Source organism: Arthrobacter sp. D1-29, from assembly GCF_054130585.1.
Genome location: NZ_CP096383.1, coordinates 287,192 through 303,796, shown reverse-complemented (window position 1 = coordinate 303,796; position 16,605 = coordinate 287,192). Strand labels below are relative to the sequence as shown.

The window sequence follows — 16,605 nt, the reverse complement described above, 5'->3', positions numbered from 1 at the left end:
TTGTGTTGTGGTTTCTCAGCCCTTGACGGCACCCAGCGTCATGCCGGCCACGATCTTGCGCTGCAAGAGAAGCGTAAGGAGGATGACCGGGATCGAGTAGACGGCGGCCAATGCCGTCATGGATCCCCAGTCGAGGCCGAACTGGGTCTGGAAATTCGCGATGACCACGGGGGTGGTCTGGGAGCGGATTGCCGTCATGAGGAGGGCGAAGAGGAACTCGTTCCAGGAGGCCAGAAAGGCGAAGATCGCGGTGACCGCGATGCCGCCGGAGACTACCGGAATGACTACCCGCCACAGGGCGCCAAGCCTGCTGCAGCCATCCACGGTGGCTGCTTCCTCCAGGTCCTTGGGCACGGCTTCGAAGAAGCTGGACATCAGCCAGATGGACAGGGGCAGCGAGATGGTGGTGTGGGCGATGGACAGCGCGATGGGGGTATCGGCGAGTCCCGCCGTCGCCATCATGGAAGCAAGCGGGATGCCGATGGCCACTGGCGGCACCATCCGTGTGACGAGTGCCGCCATGATGAACACCCGGCCGCTGGGAGTCTTGTACCGGGTGATGCCGTAGGCCGCCGGTACAGCCAGCACCAGCGACAGGACAGTGCTGATGATGGCCGTCTGGGTGCTGTTGATGAAGGAAGCCAGGACCCCGTTGCGGCCCAGCGCGTTGATGTAGTTCTCCAGGGTCCATTCCCTGGGCAGGATGCTGGGCGGAACGGCGATGGTGTCGATCGGCGTCTTGAAGGAGGTGAAAAGCAGGTAGAGGAACGGGAAGCCGTAGAGGATCATGGCCGCCGCGAGGAGGATCCAGAGCAGCGTCCTGGTGTTGCGCTTGCCTGCCTCAAGACCCTCCGCGTGGTGGCGGGGACGGCGCCTCCGGCCTCCTCCGAGGTCTGGCTGGGCCCTTGCGCCCTTCCGGGAAGCCGATGTCGGATCCGAAGGGGTGGTTTCCGTTGCAGGCGTGCCGCTAAGGCGGGGATCTGCGAGGCTCATCAGTTGTCCTTTCCTGGCCGCCAGATAGTGGCGACCGCAAAGAAGGCGACGCCGAGCATGGCCAGCAGGTAGATGGTGCCCATGGCGCTTGCCAGCCCAGGATCGCCGAAGCGGATCATGGTGCGGTAGATCAGCAGGCTCATGGTTTCCGATGCGGACTGCGGGCCGCCGTTGGTCTGGATCAGGATGGTGTCGAAGGCCCGGGCGGCGTCGATGCCGCGCACCACCAGTGCCACGGCGATAACGGGCCGGAGCAAGGGAAGGATGATGCGGAACAGCAGTGCGGGGGCGCGTGCCCCGTCCAGCTTGGCTGCCTCGATGAGGTCACCCGGGATGTTCTGCAGGCCGGCGAACAGCACCAGGCACATAAACGACGTGGTGAGCCAGATGTCCGGAATCGCCACCGAGAACAGGACGATGTTGGGGTCGGACAGCCAGCCGATCTGGTTGGGGTTCTGCAGGATTCCAGCCTGGTGGAGAAGTGTTCCGATCAGGCCGAAGTTGTCGATCATCAGGAACTTCCACAGCAGGCCGGCCACGATGGGCGCGATCATCAGCGGATACAGGAAGACGGTCCGCCAGATCTGGGAATTTTTCCCCAGCATGGTAAACAGCAGGGCCATTCCCAGCCCGAGCGCAAACTCGAGGGTGACCACCACCAGGGTGTAGGCCAGCGTACGCCAGCCCGCCCCCATAAAGGCTTCAGAGGCGAAGGCCCGGAAGTAGTTGTCCAGGCCCACGAAATCACGGGGCCCGCCGGCCATGGGCGAGATCTTGAAGAAGCTGTCTGTGACAAGACGGAACAGCGGGTAGGCCACGAATATGGCGAGGAACAAGGCCGCCGGGGCCATCAGGAACATTGCGAAGCGGCGATCGGAGATGCGCACGGTTTTCTCTTCTGTTGGTTGGGGCCGCGGCCGGCACGGACATTGGCTGGTGCCGCAGGGTCACGTGCCGGCCACGGAGACTTACTTGAGGAGATCCTGGATCTGCTTCTTGGCGTCTGCCAGGAGGGTTGCGGAGTCCCCGCCGGCCACAGCCTTCTGCAGGAGCGGCACCAGGACGGTGTCCACGATCTGCTGCCACTTTTCGGTGGCCGGGCGGGTGGCGGTGGCCTTCCCGTTGAGGGTTTCGATCAGCGGGCCGAAGCTTTCATACCCCGGCTGGTCCTGGTACTTCTCGAAGGCGGAGATGCGCGAGGCCAGGCCCAGGCTGGACTCGATGCCCATGCTGTTGTGGTCGTAGGCGCACTTGATGAACTTCTTGGCGTTGTCCGTGTTCTTCGTGGCCTTCGGAACCGACAGGTACCAGGGGCCCGGAACACCGGCCACCCCGGCGCTGCCGCCGATCATCGGAGCCGCACCCACTTTGCCGGCCACCGGGGAATCCTTGGGGATCTGGCGGTAGGCGTGGGCCCAGAACCGGGTCATGGCAGTCTTGCCCTGGTTGAACAGGTTCTGCGCCGCGGCCCAGTCAACCTGTGCAGCCCCTGGCGGGGCGGACGGTGCGAGGCTGGTGTAGAAGTCCAGCGCTTCCTTGTGGGCGGCGTTGTCGATGACCACGTTGTTCTTGTCATCAAGGACCATCGGGGAGCCCGCCTGGAGGACGTGGGCCAGCCATTCGGTCTCCACCCCGCCCTTCACGTCGGTGCCGTACATTCCGTCCTTGGTGAAGAACTCGGCAACCTCCTGGTACTGCTCCCAGGTAGTGGGTGCAGCCAGCTCGTAGCCGTACTTGGCCTTGAATGCGGACTTGTTCTGCGGGTCCTCGAAGAGGTCCTTGCGGTAAAGGATGATTTCGGCGTTGGTCCAGGCCGGCATGCCGATGAAGTGGCCGTCTACGTTTGCTTCCTTGACCAGGGCCGGGAAGATGTCCTTCTTGGCCTCATCGGTGAAGAGCTCGTCGATGGGCTGGACGGCGTCCTTGAAGCTGGGCAGCCAGACGGAGTCCAGGGCGGCGACGTCGAAGGAGACGTTGCCTGAGGAGAATTCACTGGAAAGCCTGTTGAACATGCCATCGTAGGGCAGTTCAACGAAGTTGACGTCTATGCCCGCGTCCTTCTTGCACTGTGCGGCAACGCCAGTCAGCTCGGCGTGGCCGCCGGCCTCCACCAGGACGTTGATGGTGCTGGCGGCGCTACCCGTCGACGACGGGCCCCCGGCGCCGCAGGCGGTGGCCGCTAATGCGACGGCGGTGCAGAGGCCGCCGATGGTGGCGAACCTGTTGATGGTTTTTCGAGTGGACATCGCTGTCGACTCACTTTCTCTCGAACGGAATGATGAGACAGTCTGTGGGGTGAAAAATCGTTTTGCCAAAACGACTTGGCAACAGATTAGGCTCTTTTCTGCCGAGGTGTCAAGCGTCACATCCCATGAACTTTCCGCTCTTGACGCCAGGAAGCAGGCGCGCCTACAGTAAGCCTCGGCCGACGACAAATCGTTTTGGCAATTTTGGCGGATTTGGCACATTTTGGCAACATGACGCTGCCATCAGCGTGCCTGCGATGAAAGCATCTTCGGCGAACAGCCGGGAACAGCGGAACCCAACACAATAGGAGAATCAGTGGTCACTGGCAGGAATCTGGAAATGGCTGGTCCGAGCCGCCGCATGCTCGTCGGCGCGGGGGCCGTGAGTACGCTCGCTGCAGCGCTGACTCTTGGGACGTCTCAAACGGCAAAGGCAGCAGACCGTCCGCAGGGGGTGGCCTTCAGTTCGCCGAACATGTATGACGTGACCGCCTGGCAGATCAAGGCGAGTCCTCACGTTACGGCACAGTCCGACATCGGTGCCGTCATCAACGACATCATTACCGACGTTAAAAGGCGGCAGTCCACACCTGACACCCGGCCCGGCGCTGTCATCATCATTCCCCCCGGAGACTACGACCTTCGCACCCAGGTCATCGTGGATGTGGACTACCTGACCATTGCCGGGTTCGGGCATGGGTTCTTCTCCCGGAGCATCCATGTCAATGTCGACACCACGGGCTGGCTCAACATCCAGCCTGGCGGAAGCCACATCAGGGTCCTCACGTCTCCAGAGGCACCCCAGGCTTTCTTGGTCCGCAGAACCGGGAGCCCGCGCCTTTCCGGGGTCGTCTTCCGGGACTTCTGCCTTGATGGGGTCCACTTCACTCCGGACGAGAACAGCTACCACAACGGCAAGACGGGCATTGAGGTCGCATCCGATAATGATTCCTTCCACATCACCGGAATGGGCTTCGTCTATCTTGAGCACGCACTGATCGTGCGGGGTGCAGACGCCCTGCGGGTACACGACAACATGATCGCGGAATGCGGGAACTGTGTGGAACTGACCGGCGCCGGACAGGCGACAACTGTGAGCGACAACCTCATGGGCGCGGGCCCGGACGGAGTGACGCTCCTGGCAGAAAACCACGAGGGCCTCCTCGTGACGGGCAATAACTTCTTTCCCCGGGGCCGGAGCCTCGTCGAGTTCACCGGGTGCACCCGCTGCTCTGTGTCGTCGAACAGGTTTCAGGGCTTCTATCCAGGGATCATGCGCCTACTGAACGGCTGCAAGGAGAACCTGATCACGTCAAATCACTTCCGCCGCGGCACAGAAGGGTTCCCGCCGTTCATCAACCGCTCGAACGGCCTGGATGACCTCTACGGGGTCATCCACACGGTGGGAGACAACAACCTCATTTCGAACAACCTTTTTGCCTATGACGTCCCACCGGAGAAGGTGGTCCCCGTTGGTGCCCGGCCGACGATTATCCTGATCGCAGCAGGAGACAGCAACGTGATCGCCACCAACCATGTAGTGAGCAACGTGGCGTCCCAGCACGTGGTTCTTGACGGATCGACAACCCGTTCAAAGGTGCTGGACAGCGGAGCTGCATCGACCATCACATCGTACAGTCCGGATACTGCGACACGCCCGACTCCCTGACGTTTGCTGGACCACTGGCTCCCGGCCCGGTCCCTCTTCTGAGGGAGCCGGGCCGGCACCCCCAGAGGTCAGGTCAACGAACTCCTGTGCCAGACGGGATTACTCGTAAACGTGCGGCGCCAGGGTTCCCACGAAGTCCAGGTTGCGGTACTTCTCGGCGTAGTCCAGGCCGTAGCCCACCACAAATTCGTTGGGGATGTCGAAGCCAACGTACTTGACGTCAATCTCCACCTTGGCGGCGGTGGGCTTGCGGAAGGCGGTGCAGATTTCCACCGACGCGGTGCCGCGGGACTCCAGGTTGGTCTTCAGCCAGGACAGCGTGAGGCCGGAGTCGATGATGTCTTCGACGATCAGGACGTCCTTGCCCATGAGGTCGGTGTCCAGGTCCTTGAGGATGCGGACAACCCCTGAGGACTGGGTGCCAGAGCCGTAGGAGGAAACAGCCATCCAGTCCATGGAGATGTGGCTGTGGAGTGCGCGGGCGAGGTCCGCCATGACCATCACCGCCCCCTTGAGGACCCCCACGATGAGGATTTCGCGGCCCTCGTAGTCTTTGTCAATCTGTGCAGCGAGCTCGGTGATCCGCTGCTGGATCTGTTCCTTGGTGTAGAGAACGTGCTTGAGGTCTGCCTGGACGTCGTTTGAATCCACCAATGGCTCCTGTGTAGATGCGGGGTGCGACTATTTTTGGGGCGGTTTTTGAGGCCGGAATACTAGCTTCCCACAGCGGGCCCCTTCGCGGGGAACGGGAGCACCGCCGTCGGGCTGCCTGCCGGCCTCAGCGCTGCGGCCTGCTGCGTCCAACTCGGCCAGCGACAGCCGGAAGACATTCACCCCGCCGGCGAGCTCCACCGGACCCGCGGAGCCCTGCCGGCGGAGGAGTCCCTCAGCCGCCAGGAGGCGCTGGTAGCTGGGTTGTTGACCCCCGACGTCGGCGGCCGCCTTGGCGATAACCCGGAACCTGATGGCCGGGGCAAGGTCCGCCAGCGCCTCCTCCGGAAGGCTCAGTTCCGTACCGGAACGCACCACCAGTTCCGAAAAAGTGCGTTCCGCCACGTCTTCAAGATAATCGGCGTCCAACTGGAGGATGGAGGCTGTCCGCGCCAGCGACTCGGCGACGCCCGGCCCCAGCTTTTCCTCCAGGAGGGGCAGGACTTCCACCCGGGTCCGGGAACGGGCAAAAGCCGGATCCGCATTGCTGGGATCGTGCCAGGGCTGCAGTTCCTCAACCTCACAGATCTGGAGGGTATCCGCACGCCGGAGCCCCAGGAAAGGCCGGAGCAGGATCCCGCGGGCAGGCCTCATACCCGCCAATGACCTGGTGCCGGAGCCGCGGGCCAGGCCCAGCAGGACCTGCTCGGCCTGGTCATCCAGGGTATGCCCGAGCAGGATGGCCGCGGCGCCCTGCTCAGCTGCGGCATCCTCCAACGCGGCATGGCGGGCAGCCCTGGCGGCCGCCTCCGGCCCCATTCCGGCGCTGGCCACATTGACGGTCCGGACTTCCACCGGGGACAGGCCCAGCTCCTTCAAAACGTCCGCGGCCTCCGCGGCCACCTGCGCCGAGCCATGCTGCAGCTGGTGGTCCACCACCACCGCCCCGACCGTCAGGGGGTGCCCGTCAACGTGGCCGCGGCGGGCAAAGTAGGCAGCCACCGACGCCAGCGCCAGGGAATCCGGGCCACCGCTGCAGGCCACCAGAACGTGGCGCGGGTAGCCGGCCTGCTCCAGGGCGTCCCGGACCATGGTGCGTGCCTTGCCCACGACGGGAGCAAGCCTGCCGGGCCGGCGTCGTCCGATCGGTGGGCCACTGCGTGGGCCAACAGGAAGCTGGGGCAATTAGAGGCCCATCCGGTCAAGCCACAGCTTGGCGTCATGGATTTCGGGCTCGGTGGGGAGATGGTCAGCGGATTCCCAGACCCTGTTGAAGCCCTCCATCCCTGCAACTTCCACCACCGCGCGGACAAACTTGGCGCCGTCGGAATATTGACGCATCTTGGCATCCAGGCCCAGCAGGTTACGGATGAACTTCTCGATGACACCGCGGTCCTTGCCACGGTCATTAAAGCGCTGCCGGATGGTCTTCACGGACGGCACAATGCTGGCATCAACTGCATCCATCACCACATTGGCGTGGCCTTCCAGCAGGCTCATCACTGCCGTCAGGTGCGACAGCGATGCCTTTTCCTCCGGATTCTGCAGCAGGTCCAGGATGGCGCCGCGGCCCGGGGCGTTGCCGGCAGCCGTCCGGTCCTTCAGTGAGCGTGCGGCGGCGGAGGCGCGCTCCATCAGGGAGTCCACGTTGCCGAGCAGGTGGCCGCTGAGGTTGTCGATTTCCTGCAGCATGTGGTGCCGGAGCCAGGGCGCGGCCGCGAACTGCACCCGGTGAGTCTGTTCATGGAGGCAGACCCAGAGCCGGAAATCCTCCGGCGTGACATTGAGCTCGCGCTCCACGGAGACGATGTTGGGGACAACCAGCAGCAGCCGGCCGCCGGCGGGAGCGTTGGACCCCTCAGCCAGCGCCGCGAAGGGATCGTACTGGCCCAGGACCTTGCTGGAAAGGAAAGCCAGGACTGCTCCCAGTTGGCTGCCGGTGATGGCGCCGCTGACGCTGGCCGCCGCCGGGCTGATGGAGCCGCGGCGGCTTTCCAGCATCTTTTCCATGGCCGGTTTGAGCATCACTGCGAAGCTCTGGGTGTTGGCTTTGGCCCAGTTGGCGCGGTCCACCACCAGGACCGATGAATCGCGGAGGTCCCGGGCAGCTTCCAGGCCCGTGATCTCGTGTACGTGCGGAACGGAGGCGTCCGCGAGGTGCCGGAGGCTGTCCACGGCATCACCAATTTCCGCCGAGTTAAGCACCGGGCCGGCGGAAGCAAGCCGGGCAGCGGTGGACGCTGCGAGATCCCAGTTGATCAGGGCCTGGGCCGGGGTGGATGACGCCGGTGACGAATCACGTGCAGTGGACTCCATACTTCCCATCAGATCACAGCCGGGGCCGGATCGGCCTTAAGTTCGCTGACGGGCGAGCGCGGGCAGCCGGGATTCCCGGCTTACATTCCCAGTTCAGCTACGTGACGGAGACCCCTCGAGCAGCCAGGCCATGGCTTCGGGCCTGGACGTGAAGAAACGGGTGGGGCAGGGCGGAACATGCATGCTGAGAAAGAAGTTGGCCAGAACCCGGTCAACAGGGCTTGATCCCAGCAGGGCAATGCGGTTGGCCGCACACGGGATGGAGAAAACGCCACGGGCCTGGCGGCTCACGGACTCGGTGGTGGCCATGTCCACCAGCATGGGATATTCGGACCCGTTACCGGCCTGATTGACTGCCGCCATGGCGGCCTGGGCATCCACAGCTTCGATTTTGGTGCTTTGATTCCAGACAAGGTGGATAACATCATCGGCTCCCAGGGCAACGGTGCCCTTGCCGCCTTCAACCACGATCGGTTCCACTGCTCCCCCATTTCCTCTCGGCTGTGCACATCCTATCCCTTCACCGCTCACGCCCGGGAGCACCGCACCCCCGCGGCGCTGCTGCAGCGGAAAACCGGGTCCTAACGGCAGCCGCAGGCCGCAAGCGCTGTGGCTGCGCGGTCCAGCGCTTCCTTATTGCCGGCGGCGCCGGGGGTGAGCCCGTTGCCAATAAAGGAGAAGACCAGCAGCCGGCCGTCAGCGTCCACTACGTAGCCGCTGAGTGCGATCACCGAGTTCAGCGTTCCCGTTTTGGCCCGCACCAGCCCGGCTCCGCGCGCAGTGGAATCATCTCCGTAACGGGCGTCAAGCGTTCCTGTCAGGCCGGCCACGGGGAAGCCGGCCAGCGCCGCGCGCAGCCTCGTGTCCGTGCCGGAGGTGATGGCCCGCACCACCTCGGCGAACTGGCGGGCGGAGACCTGGTTGCCCAGCGCCAGCCCGCATACGTCGGCCAGCCTCATGGGGTCCGTGGGGATACCCAATTCCCCGAGCTGGGTGCGGACCGCAGCAGTGGCGGCGTCGTGACTGCCTGGCTGCCCGGCTGCCACGGCGGACATCCTGCCCAATATTTCCGCGAGGTAGTTGTCCGAGGTCTGCAGCATCAGGTCCACCTGCTGGCTTACTGTGGCGGACTGCTCTTCCGCCAGGACTTCAGCCTGCCCTGGCGGCGCCGAAGAAGTGACGCGTTGGACGCCGTCGAACACAGTTATCCCCGCAGCGGCACCTGCCGCTTTAAGCTGCCCGGCGAACGCCTCAGCCGTAGTGAGCGCGGAATCCTGGGGGCGCGGACCTGTGGTCACGCCGGCGCTGAAGCGGGCCGAATTCATGGCCAGCGGGTAAAGCGGGGCCAGCTCGCCGGCCTCCACATCACCCTTTTCCCATGCCGGGTTCAGCGCCGGACCGTTGAAGAGGGAATCGTCCACCAGGACCGTCAGCTCCCCCGTGGTTCCGTTCTCCTGAAGCGCAGCCACTGTTGATGCCGCCAGCGAGGCGAGCCCTGCACGGCCCATCACCTGGTCCGGGTCCGACTGGCCGGCTCCCAGGAGGACATCGCCGCCGCCCCTGAGCACCACCTGGCCTGCCGAAGGACCTGCCTCGACGGTGGTGCTGAACCGGTGTTCAGGCCCCATAGCCCGCAGGGCAGCGACGGCGGTGAGCAGCTTCATGTTGGAGGCGGGGATCCGGTTGTCGGAACCGCCGCGGTCGAAAAGGACCTGGCCGGTCAGCGCATCCTGGACCAGGCCGGTAAAGGTGCCGCCGCCGTCGGCCTTCAACAGTGGCTCCAGCTGCGCGGCGACGGCCGACGGCACTGGCACCGGCGCGGTTTCGTTCAGCGGGGACAGGCCCTGCCGGGCCGAAAGCGTTGCAGGAGCCTGCTGCCAGGCGGGAGCAGCCGGGGGCGCCGCGGGGGGTTCCGGTCCGATAAAGCCGGGGGCAACCACCAGGGCAGCGGGCACGGCCAGCGCCACCATCAGCGCCAGGAGCAGACCAACCGGCCACGTGTGGCGGAGACAGGCGGCCACACCCGTTGCTATGCGCCTTGGTGTGGCCTGAAAGCCGCCCTGGAACGCCGCCCTGAACCCTGCGGGACGCAATGTTTCCTTCATGTTGGTGCTGGTCCTCAAGTCCTGAAATTTCCCCGCCAGTTCCTGAAACCCGGGCCTCTCGCTATATCCTCAATAGTAGTCGGCGGCACCGACACTCCTTTTGGCTGCTCGTCATCTGTGCCGCGAACCCCCTGCAATTGCCGAGGAGCATTCCATGAAGCACGACGTCACCATCGAGATCCCCAAGGGATCCCGCGTCAAGTACGAAGTCGACCACGAGACCGGCCGGGTCCGCCTGGACCGCGTCCTCTTCACCTCCATGCAGTACCCCACGCACTACGGTTTCTTTGAGAACACCCTGGGCGAAGACGGCGACCCGCTGGATGCACTGGTGCTCCTGCAGGACTTCGATCTGCTCCCGGGCGTCATCGTTGAATCCCGCCCCATCGGCGTCTTCAACATGACCGACGACGGCGGCGGAGACGCCAAGGTCCTGTGCGTCCCGGTTGACGCCCGCTTTGACCACATCCAGGAAGTCAGCGACGTCAGCGAATTCCTGATCAAGGAAATCGAGCACTTCTTCACACGTTACAAGGACCTGGAGCCGGGCAAGTGGGTCAAGGCCGAGGGCTGGGGCGACCGCGCCGCCGCCGAAGCCGAGCTGGAAGCCTCCATCAAGCGTTACGTTCCGGCCGCTCACTAATCCCCACCGTCCCCCTCACCTCGCTTCGCTCGGTCAGGGAACCCTGACGGCGTGGGCCCACCACCGCTGAGCAGTCCGACGGCGGGTGCCCGGTTCGCGAGAGCCGGGCACCCGCCGTCGTCGCCTCCTCTTGGAGTTTTTGTCCATTTGTAGCGACTTCGCTCGTCTGAGGTCGCCGCATCTGGACAAAAACTCCGCCTGAATTTGTGGAATTGTTGTCCTGTGAATTCGGAGCTTTCTTTTGATCCTCCCTGCGGTCCGGTCACCGGCTGGCGGGACGGCGATGTTGTGCGCGCAACGGGAATCCCGTACGCCACGGCGGGCCGCTTCCAGCCCCCGATTCCTGTGCCGGACCGGTCCGGGATATTTGCGGCCACCTCCCCCGCACCCGCCTGCCCGCAGGGCCCTGTGCCTTTCCTCGATGACATCCTGGGCACGCGGTACGGCGAACTCCCGGGCAGCGAAGACTGCCAGAACCTCTCCATCACCATGCCGGCCGACATTGGTGCAGGCGAACGGCTGCCGGTCATGGTCTGGATCCACGGAGGTTCCTACACCACCGGATCAGGGGACCTGGCCATCTTCGACCCCGCCGTGCTGGTCGCCGAGAACCGCGTGATTGTCGTTGCCGTGAGCTACCGGCTGGGGCTGTTTGGCTTTCTGGCTACGCATTCAGGCAGGCCCGCCAACCTGGGACTGCTCGACCAGCTTGAGGCGTTCCGTTGGGTGCAGCGCAATATCGCAGCGTTCGGCGGTGACCCGGGAAGGGTGACGGCGTTCGGTCAGTCTGCCGGCGGGGACGCGATTGCCCACCTGATGGCATCACCGGAAGCGCCTTCCCTTTTCCAGCGCGCCATTATCCAGAGTGCACCCCTGGGCATCTCCCGTGGGCGCGAAAAGATGAATCATGCGATGGGCATCGCGGCCGAAGCCGTTACGGAGGAGACGCCCGCTATGGACGTGGTGGCTGTCGAGGACCGCGTCTCGCAGGTGGCACGGAAGTACGGCCTGATGGCAGCCATGCCGTTCGGAACCCAGTACGGGCACGCCCCGCTGCCGCCGGAAGCCGACATTGAGGCAGCCTGGGATGCCACGGCCCCGCATATCGAGGTGCTGATCGGGCATACGGCGGACGAAGCGCGGCTTTTCCTTCCCCGCAATCCCGTGGTGCGCAGGCTCGGCAATGTCCCCGGCATCGGCGGGGCCGCCGTCGTAGCCATCAATTGGGCAGTGACGGAGGCCGTGTACGGCCGGGCGGCGCGGAAGTTCGCCCGGCGTCACGCGCGCGCCCGCGGCAAGGCCCACAGCTATGTGATCTCCTGGGGCGCTCCGGGGAATTACTTTCGGGCCGCTCATACTGTTGACCTGCCGCTGCTGTTCGGCAATCAGGGGACATGGGCAGCTGCCGGCCTGCTTTCCGGCTCCACCTGGGAGGAGGTCGACGCCGTCGGGCGGGAACTGCGCAGCCTGTGGGCCACTTTTGCCCGTGGGGAAGACCTGGGCGAATCAGGCGGCATCCCCGGCGCACTCCACTACCGGTCGGCATAGATGGAATTTTTGTCCATTTGTGGCGACTTCAGACGCTCAAAGTCGCCACAAATGGACAAAAACTCAGGCAGATATCAGGTGCCGGCGGCCGCGTTTCGGATCGCCTCCACCAGAAGGTCCTGCCGCTGGAAGTAGGCGTTGTGGCCAGCGTTCTCCACGACGAGGAGGCGGCTGCCGGGAACCGTGGCGGCGACGTGTTCGGCGCCGCGGCGGATGCGCGGCCTTTCGGCGTCGCCAATGATGACCAGCAGGGGGCTGGTGATCGATTCCAGTCCGCGCTGGAATGCGTCAACGTCCCCGGCAGCGGCGCTGAGGAACTCTCCCTGGCTTGCCTCCAGGCTGCGCGGATGACGCGCCGCTTCGATCGCGGCTGCCGTGGACCGGAACCGGATGTAGCGGGCGTAGTCGAGCGGGTTGGCAGCGATCCACTCCTCCGTGAAGGAGTTCCCCACACCGAGCCAGATCCGCTCGTCGGCGTCGAGCGAGCTGAACACCTCAAACTTTTCCGCCTGGCCGGGTTGCCCGGGCGGCGGCACCACCAGCGGCCAGCCCATGCCGCAGATGACCAGGGCCGCCGCTTCCCCCGGATGGCGGACCGCCCAGCGCAGGGTGGTCATGCCACCCATGGACTGCCCCACGATAATCGGGCTCTTCAGGGCGAGTGAACCGATGAAGTGCTCAAGCTCAGCCGCCCGGTCAACCAGCGGTCCCTGCCGCGGCGAGTTCGAGGACCAGCCGTGGTCGTAGGTGTCGTAGGCCAGTACCCGGAAGTCCCGCTCCAGTTCCGCACTGATCGGTTCCCAGCACGCCGCTGCGGACGCGTGGCCATGCAGCAGGACCACGGGCTGGCCGTGGCTCGCGTCGGTGTAATGGATGTCGTTGCCGAGCACATCAAGCCATGGCATGCGTACGGTTCCCTCCGGGCGTCGGACCGCCGATCGGTCCTCCGCCGACCAGCGTTTCAGAACTCCTTCCGCGTGTCACGGAGCGTCCAGCATCCCGTCCCCGAAATCAGGCCCGTACCCCAAGCTGGCACGGATCAGCCGGGCGTAAAGTCAACTACATGTCCTCTCTGAAAGCCAGCAGCAGTGGCCCATGCAACGGCCCGTTGCACCGAAGAGTGCCGGCGGTATGAAGACACTGGGCGTCGATCTTGCGGCGGCGGCTAGGAAGACGGGGGTGGCGGTCCTGGTATGGACCGCCGGTTCTGCCCGCCTGGAGCACCTTGCCCTGGGTGTGGATGACCGGGAGATAGTGGATCTCTTCGGGAGCAGCTCCATGACCGGCATCGACTGCCCGGTTGGCTGGCCGGACGCTTTCCTGCCGTTCCTCGCAGGACACCTGAATTTCGACGCCGGTCCCGTCCTTGACCACGATGGCATCGAGGGACGGCGGCTGCTGGCCTACCGGGACACGGACCGCTTCGTTACGGGACACACCGGGCTGATTCCGCTCAGCGTCTCTGCCGACCGGCTCGCCCATCCGGCCATGAGGTGCGCCGTGATCCAGGCGAGGATCGCCGCTGAGTACGGGCCCCAGGCGCGGGACGGGTCCGGCCGCCTGGCGGAGGTCTATCCTGCTGCATCCCTGAAGGTTTGGGGCCTCTTGGCCCGCGGCTACAAGGGCCGGGGCGCGCCGGAGGCAGAACGGCTTGGCGTGATCCTGGATCAGCTGCAGGCTGCCGCGCCTTGGCTGGACCTGGCAGGACACGAAGGGCGGCTGGCCGCGTCCGACGACCTCTTTGACGCAGTGATCGCCTCTTTGACCGCACGCGCCGTCATCCAGAAGCAGACCCTCGGGCCGCCAGGAACCCATGCCGCGGCAGCACTGACAGAGGGCTGGATCCATCTGCCGTCAGGCCAGCCCGCCGATCTGTGTGACTGACGAATTTTTGTCCAGTTGCGGCGAGCTGAGAGGGGTGGAAGTCGCCACAAATGGACAAAAACTCGGAGGGGAGGGGTCAGGTGCCTAGCGACCAGTTGCGGATCTCCTCAGGGTCCTCGCCGTGGGTCCTTGTATGTTCAAAGGCCCGCATCCGCCGGTCCTGGAGGTCCTGCCGCAGCAGTGAGTGCTTCTCGGCCAACCCCGGGACGCGGTCGATCGCGTCGATGGCCAGCTGGAACCGGTCTATCCCATTCAGCATGGCCATATCAAACGGCGTGGTGGTGGTGCCCTCCTCCTTATAGCCGCGCACATGCAGGCCGTCCTGGTTGGTGCGGCGGTAGGCCAGCCGGTGGATCAGCGCAGGGTAGCCGTGGTAGGCGAAGATGATCGGTTTGTCTGCGGTGAAAATTCCGTCGAAGTCGCGTGCCGGGAGGCCATGCGGGTGCTCGCTGGAGTCCTGCAGCCGCATCAGGTCCACCACGTTGACTACCCGGACTTTCAGCCCCGGCGCACCTTCCTTGAGAAGCTCCGCAGCGGCCACGGTCTCCACGGTGGGCACGTCCCCCGCGCAGGCAAGGACGACGTCGGGCTCCTCGCCTGGGATCTCGGACCCGGCGAACGTCCAGATCCCCAGCCCGCGGCGGCAGTGATTGGCAGCGTCCGCAGGCCCCAGCCAAGCGGGAGAGGGCTGCTTGCCGCTGACCACAATATTCACGTAGTCCGTTGAAGCCAGGCAGTGCTCCATAACGGACAGCAGGGTGTTCACGTCCGGCGGCAGGTACACCCGGATGACCTCGGCCTTTTTGTTCACCGCGTGGTCAATGAAGCCCGGGTCCTGGTGCGAGAACCCGTTGTGGTCCTGCTGCCAGACATGCGACGAAAGCAGGTAGTTCAGGGATGCAACGGGCTGCCGCCACGGCAGTTTGCGGTGCACCTTCAGCCACTTGGCGTGCTGGTTGAACATAGAGTCCACGATGTGGATGAACGCCTCGTAGCAGCTGAAGACTCCGTGCCGGCCGGTCAGGAGGTAGCCCTCCAGCCACCCCTGGCACAGGTGCTCGCTGAGCACCTCCATCACCCGGCCGGACCGTGCAAGGTGCTCGTCGACGTCGTCAATCCGGTACTGCCACACCTTGTCCGTCACTTCGTAGACGTTCTGCAGCCGGTTGGACGCCGTCTCGTCAGGGCCGAAGAGCCGGAAGTTCTCCATATTCAGCGAGATGACATCACGCATCCACGAACCCAGCGTAATCATGGGGCTGACCCGTTCCGTCCCCGGCCGGGCAACCTCGACGGCGTGGTCCCGGTAGGGCGGGAGCGTCAAGGCCCTGCGGAGGAGCCCGCCGTTCGCATGCGGCGTGGCACTCATCCGGAAATCTCCGGTGGGCGCGCCTTCCGCGATGTCGGGCCGGAGCCGGCCGTCGCCGTCGAACAGTTCTTCCGGACGGTAGGACTGCAGCCACTCCCCCAACTGGTCCAGGTGGGCCGGATTGGTGCGGATTTCGGACAGCGGGACCTGGTGGCTGCGCCACGTGCCCTCAACCTGCACCCCGTCCACGGTGCGCGGCCCCGTCCAGCCCTTTGGCGAGCGCAGGACGATCATGGGCCACCGCGGCGCGCCGTCCTCCCCCGGGTCCTGGTTGGCCGCGTACTGCTTGGCTGCGTACTGCTTGGCTGCGTCCAAATTGTCCGGCGCCCGGTGCACGTCCTGGACGGCGCGGATGTCCGCCAGGCACTGGTCCAGCGCCGCGGCGAAGTCCCGGTGCGCCTTCTCCGTGGCGTCCGGGTGGTCCACCGTGACGAAGTAGGGCTCGTGGCCGTAGCCCCGCAGCAGCTGTTCCAGCTGTTCTTCGGGCATCCGGGCGAGGATGGTGGGATTGGCGATCTTGTACCCGTTCAGATGCAGGATGGGCAGTACGGCACCATCCGCCGCCGGGTCCAAAAAGTTGTGCGAATGCCAGCTCGCTGCCAGCGGACCGGTTTCGGCCTCGCCGTCGCCAATCACGACGGCGGTGATCAGCTGGGGGTTGTCGAACACCGAGCCGTACGCATGGGCCAGCGCATAACCCAGCTCGCCGCCTTCGCTGATGGATCCGGGGCTTTCCGGCGCAGCGTGGCTGGGGATGCCTCCCGGGTAGGAGAACTGGCGGAAGAGTTCAGCCATCCCGGCCTCGTCATTGCCCACGTGGCCGTAGATCTCTGAATAAGTGCCTTCCAGCCACGCGTTTGCGACCACAGCTGGCCCGCCATGCCCGGGTCCGGCAACAAAGAGCATCTCCTGGGAATCCCTGCGTATGACCCGGTTCAGGTGGGCGTACACGAAGTTCAGGCCCGGAGTGGTGCCCCAGTGGCCCAGCAGGCGAGATTTGGTGTCCTCTGCCGTGAGCCGTTCCCGCAGCAAGGGGTTGGAGCGCAGGTAGATCTGGCCCACCGAAAGGTAGTTGGCCGCCCGCCACCAGCGGTCTACGTGCTCCAGTTCGTCCTGTCCGGTGCTGCTGGCCATAACTATCCTCACGTCGTGCCTGCTCCCTGGGTGTATAGCCCAGGCAG

General features: G+C 64.9%; 14 protein-coding genes. 4 read left to right on the top strand and 10 right to left on the bottom strand.

The genetic code is table 11. The features are described from left to right. Positions 1-15 precede the first annotated feature (15 nt). From M1E17_RS01450 to M1E17_RS01440, 3 genes are all read right to left on the bottom strand, one after another. The gene (locus M1E17_RS01450) at positions 16-993 is read right to left on the bottom strand and encodes a carbohydrate ABC transporter permease (protein ID WP_457964939.1); all 978 of its coding nucleotides are present in this window, start codon (positions 991-993) and stop codon (positions 16-18) included. Beyond that, the gene (locus M1E17_RS01445; RefSeq protein ID WP_457964938.1) at positions 993-1,880 is read right to left on the bottom strand and encodes a carbohydrate ABC transporter permease; all 888 of its coding nucleotides are present in this window, start codon (positions 1,878-1,880) and stop codon (positions 993-995) included. Before M1E17_RS01445 ends, M1E17_RS01450 begins: the two co-directional genes overlap by 1 nt. Before the next feature lie 81 nt (positions 1,881-1,961). Further along, positions 1,962-3,239, bottom strand: a complete 1,278-nt coding sequence (locus M1E17_RS01440; protein WP_457964937.1) for an ABC transporter substrate-binding protein — start codon at positions 3,237-3,239, stop codon at positions 1,962-1,964. A gap of 340 nt (positions 3,240-3,579) precedes the next feature. Here M1E17_RS01440 and M1E17_RS01435 point away from each other — a divergent pair, with 340 nt between their 5' ends. Next, a complete protein-coding gene (locus tag M1E17_RS01435) occupies positions 3,580-4,908 on the top strand; it encodes a NosD domain-containing protein (RefSeq protein ID WP_457964935.1) in 1,329 nt (442 codons plus the stop codon). A gap of 99 nt (positions 4,909-5,007) precedes the next feature. Here the strand turns inward: M1E17_RS01435 and hpt are convergent, their stop codons facing one another. The 5 genes from hpt to dacB all read right to left on the bottom strand — a co-directional run bounded on the left by hpt (position 5,008) and on the right by dacB (position 9,845). Continuing rightward, positions 5,008-5,559: a hypoxanthine phosphoribosyltransferase gene (hpt, locus tag M1E17_RS01430; protein ID WP_009358389.1), complete on the bottom strand. Its 552-nt coding sequence runs from the start codon at positions 5,557-5,559 to the stop codon at positions 5,008-5,010. Positions 5,560-5,589: 30 nt separating this feature from the next. After that, positions 5,590-6,651: a tRNA lysidine(34) synthetase TilS gene (gene tilS, locus M1E17_RS01425; protein WP_457967933.1), complete on the bottom strand. Its 1,062-nt coding sequence runs from the start codon at positions 6,649-6,651 to the stop codon at positions 5,590-5,592. A gap of 93 nt (positions 6,652-6,744) precedes the next feature. Then, positions 6,745-7,875 carry a zinc-dependent metalloprotease gene (locus tag M1E17_RS01420; protein ID WP_457964933.1) on the bottom strand — a complete coding sequence of 377 codons (1,131 nt, stop codon included), beginning with the start codon at positions 7,873-7,875 and terminating at the stop codon, positions 6,745-6,747. A 93-nt stretch (positions 7,876-7,968) separates the two neighbouring features. Next, entirely contained in the window at positions 7,969-8,355 is a 387-nt protein-coding gene (locus M1E17_RS01415; protein ID WP_457964931.1) for a DUF7793 family protein, read from the bottom strand. A gap of 101 nt (positions 8,356-8,456) precedes the next feature. Then, the gene (dacB, locus tag M1E17_RS01410; RefSeq protein WP_457967931.1) at positions 8,457-9,845 is read right to left on the bottom strand and encodes a D-alanyl-D-alanine carboxypeptidase/D-alanyl-D-alanine endopeptidase; all 1,389 of its coding nucleotides are present in this window, start codon (positions 9,843-9,845) and stop codon (positions 8,457-8,459) included. A 289-nt stretch (positions 9,846-10,134) separates the two neighbouring features. Here dacB and M1E17_RS01405 point away from each other — a divergent pair, with 289 nt between their 5' ends. Together M1E17_RS01405 and M1E17_RS01400 are read left to right on the top strand one after the other, a co-directional pair. After that, a complete protein-coding gene (locus M1E17_RS01405; RefSeq protein WP_066287853.1) occupies positions 10,135-10,623 on the top strand; it encodes an inorganic diphosphatase in 489 nt (162 codons plus the stop codon). 222 nt (positions 10,624-10,845) lie between these two features. Further along, on the top strand, positions 10,846-12,171 hold the full coding sequence (locus M1E17_RS01400; protein WP_457964930.1) for a carboxylesterase family protein: 1,326 nt from the start codon (positions 10,846-10,848) through the stop codon (positions 12,169-12,171). Positions 12,172-12,245: 74 nt separating this feature from the next. On the opposite strand, the gene M1E17_RS01395 is transcribed toward M1E17_RS01400, so the two are convergent. Then, positions 12,246-13,076 carry an alpha/beta fold hydrolase gene (locus M1E17_RS01395; protein WP_457964929.1) on the bottom strand — a complete coding sequence of 277 codons (831 nt, stop codon included), beginning with the start codon at positions 13,074-13,076 and terminating at the stop codon, positions 12,246-12,248. A 226-nt stretch (positions 13,077-13,302) separates the two neighbouring features. On the opposite strand from M1E17_RS01395, the gene M1E17_RS01390 reads away from it, so the two are divergent. Continuing rightward, complete coding sequence (locus M1E17_RS01390) at positions 13,303-14,055, top strand: DUF429 domain-containing protein (RefSeq protein WP_457964927.1); 753 nt, start codon at positions 13,303-13,305, stop codon at positions 14,053-14,055. A 76-nt stretch (positions 14,056-14,131) separates the two neighbouring features. Here the strand turns inward: M1E17_RS01390 and M1E17_RS01385 are convergent, their stop codons facing one another. Further along, positions 14,132-16,558: a phosphoketolase family protein gene (locus M1E17_RS01385; protein ID WP_457964925.1), complete on the bottom strand. Its 2,427-nt coding sequence runs from the start codon at positions 16,556-16,558 to the stop codon at positions 14,132-14,134. Positions 16,559-16,605 lie beyond the last annotated feature (47 nt).

Coding starts and splice junctions, on each gene's coding strand:
- M1E17_RS01450 (WP_457964939.1), bottom strand. CDS start 993: ATGAGCCTCGCAGATCCCCGCCTTAGCGGCACGCCTGCAACGGAAACC.
- M1E17_RS01440 (WP_457964937.1), bottom strand. CDS start 3,239: ATGTCCACTCGAAAAACCATCAACAGGTTCGCCACCATCGGCGGCCTC.
- M1E17_RS01435 (WP_457964935.1), top strand. CDS start 3,580: ATGGCTGGTCCGAGCCGCCGCATGCTCGTCGGCGCGGGGGCCGTGAGT.
- tilS (WP_457967933.1), bottom strand. CDS start 6,651: ATGGTCCGGGACGCCCTGGAGCAGGCCGGCTACCCGCGCCACGTTCTG.
- M1E17_RS01420 (WP_457964933.1), bottom strand. CDS start 7,875: ATGGAGTCCACTGCACGTGATTCGTCACCGGCGTCATCCACCCCGGCC.
- dacB (WP_457967931.1), bottom strand. CDS start 9,845: ATGGTGGCGCTGGCCGTGCCCGCTGCCCTGGTGGTTGCCCCCGGCTTT.
- M1E17_RS01405 (WP_066287853.1), top strand. CDS start 10,135: ATGAAGCACGACGTCACCATCGAGATCCCCAAGGGATCCCGCGTCAAG.
- M1E17_RS01395 (WP_457964929.1), bottom strand. CDS start 13,076: ATGCCATGGCTTGATGTGCTCGGCAACGACATCCATTACACCGACGCG.
- M1E17_RS01390 (WP_457964927.1), top strand. CDS start 13,303: ATGAAGACACTGGGCGTCGATCTTGCGGCGGCGGCTAGGAAGACGGGG.
- M1E17_RS01385 (WP_457964925.1), bottom strand. CDS start 16,558: ATGGCCAGCAGCACCGGACAGGACGAACTGGAGCACGTAGACCGCTGG.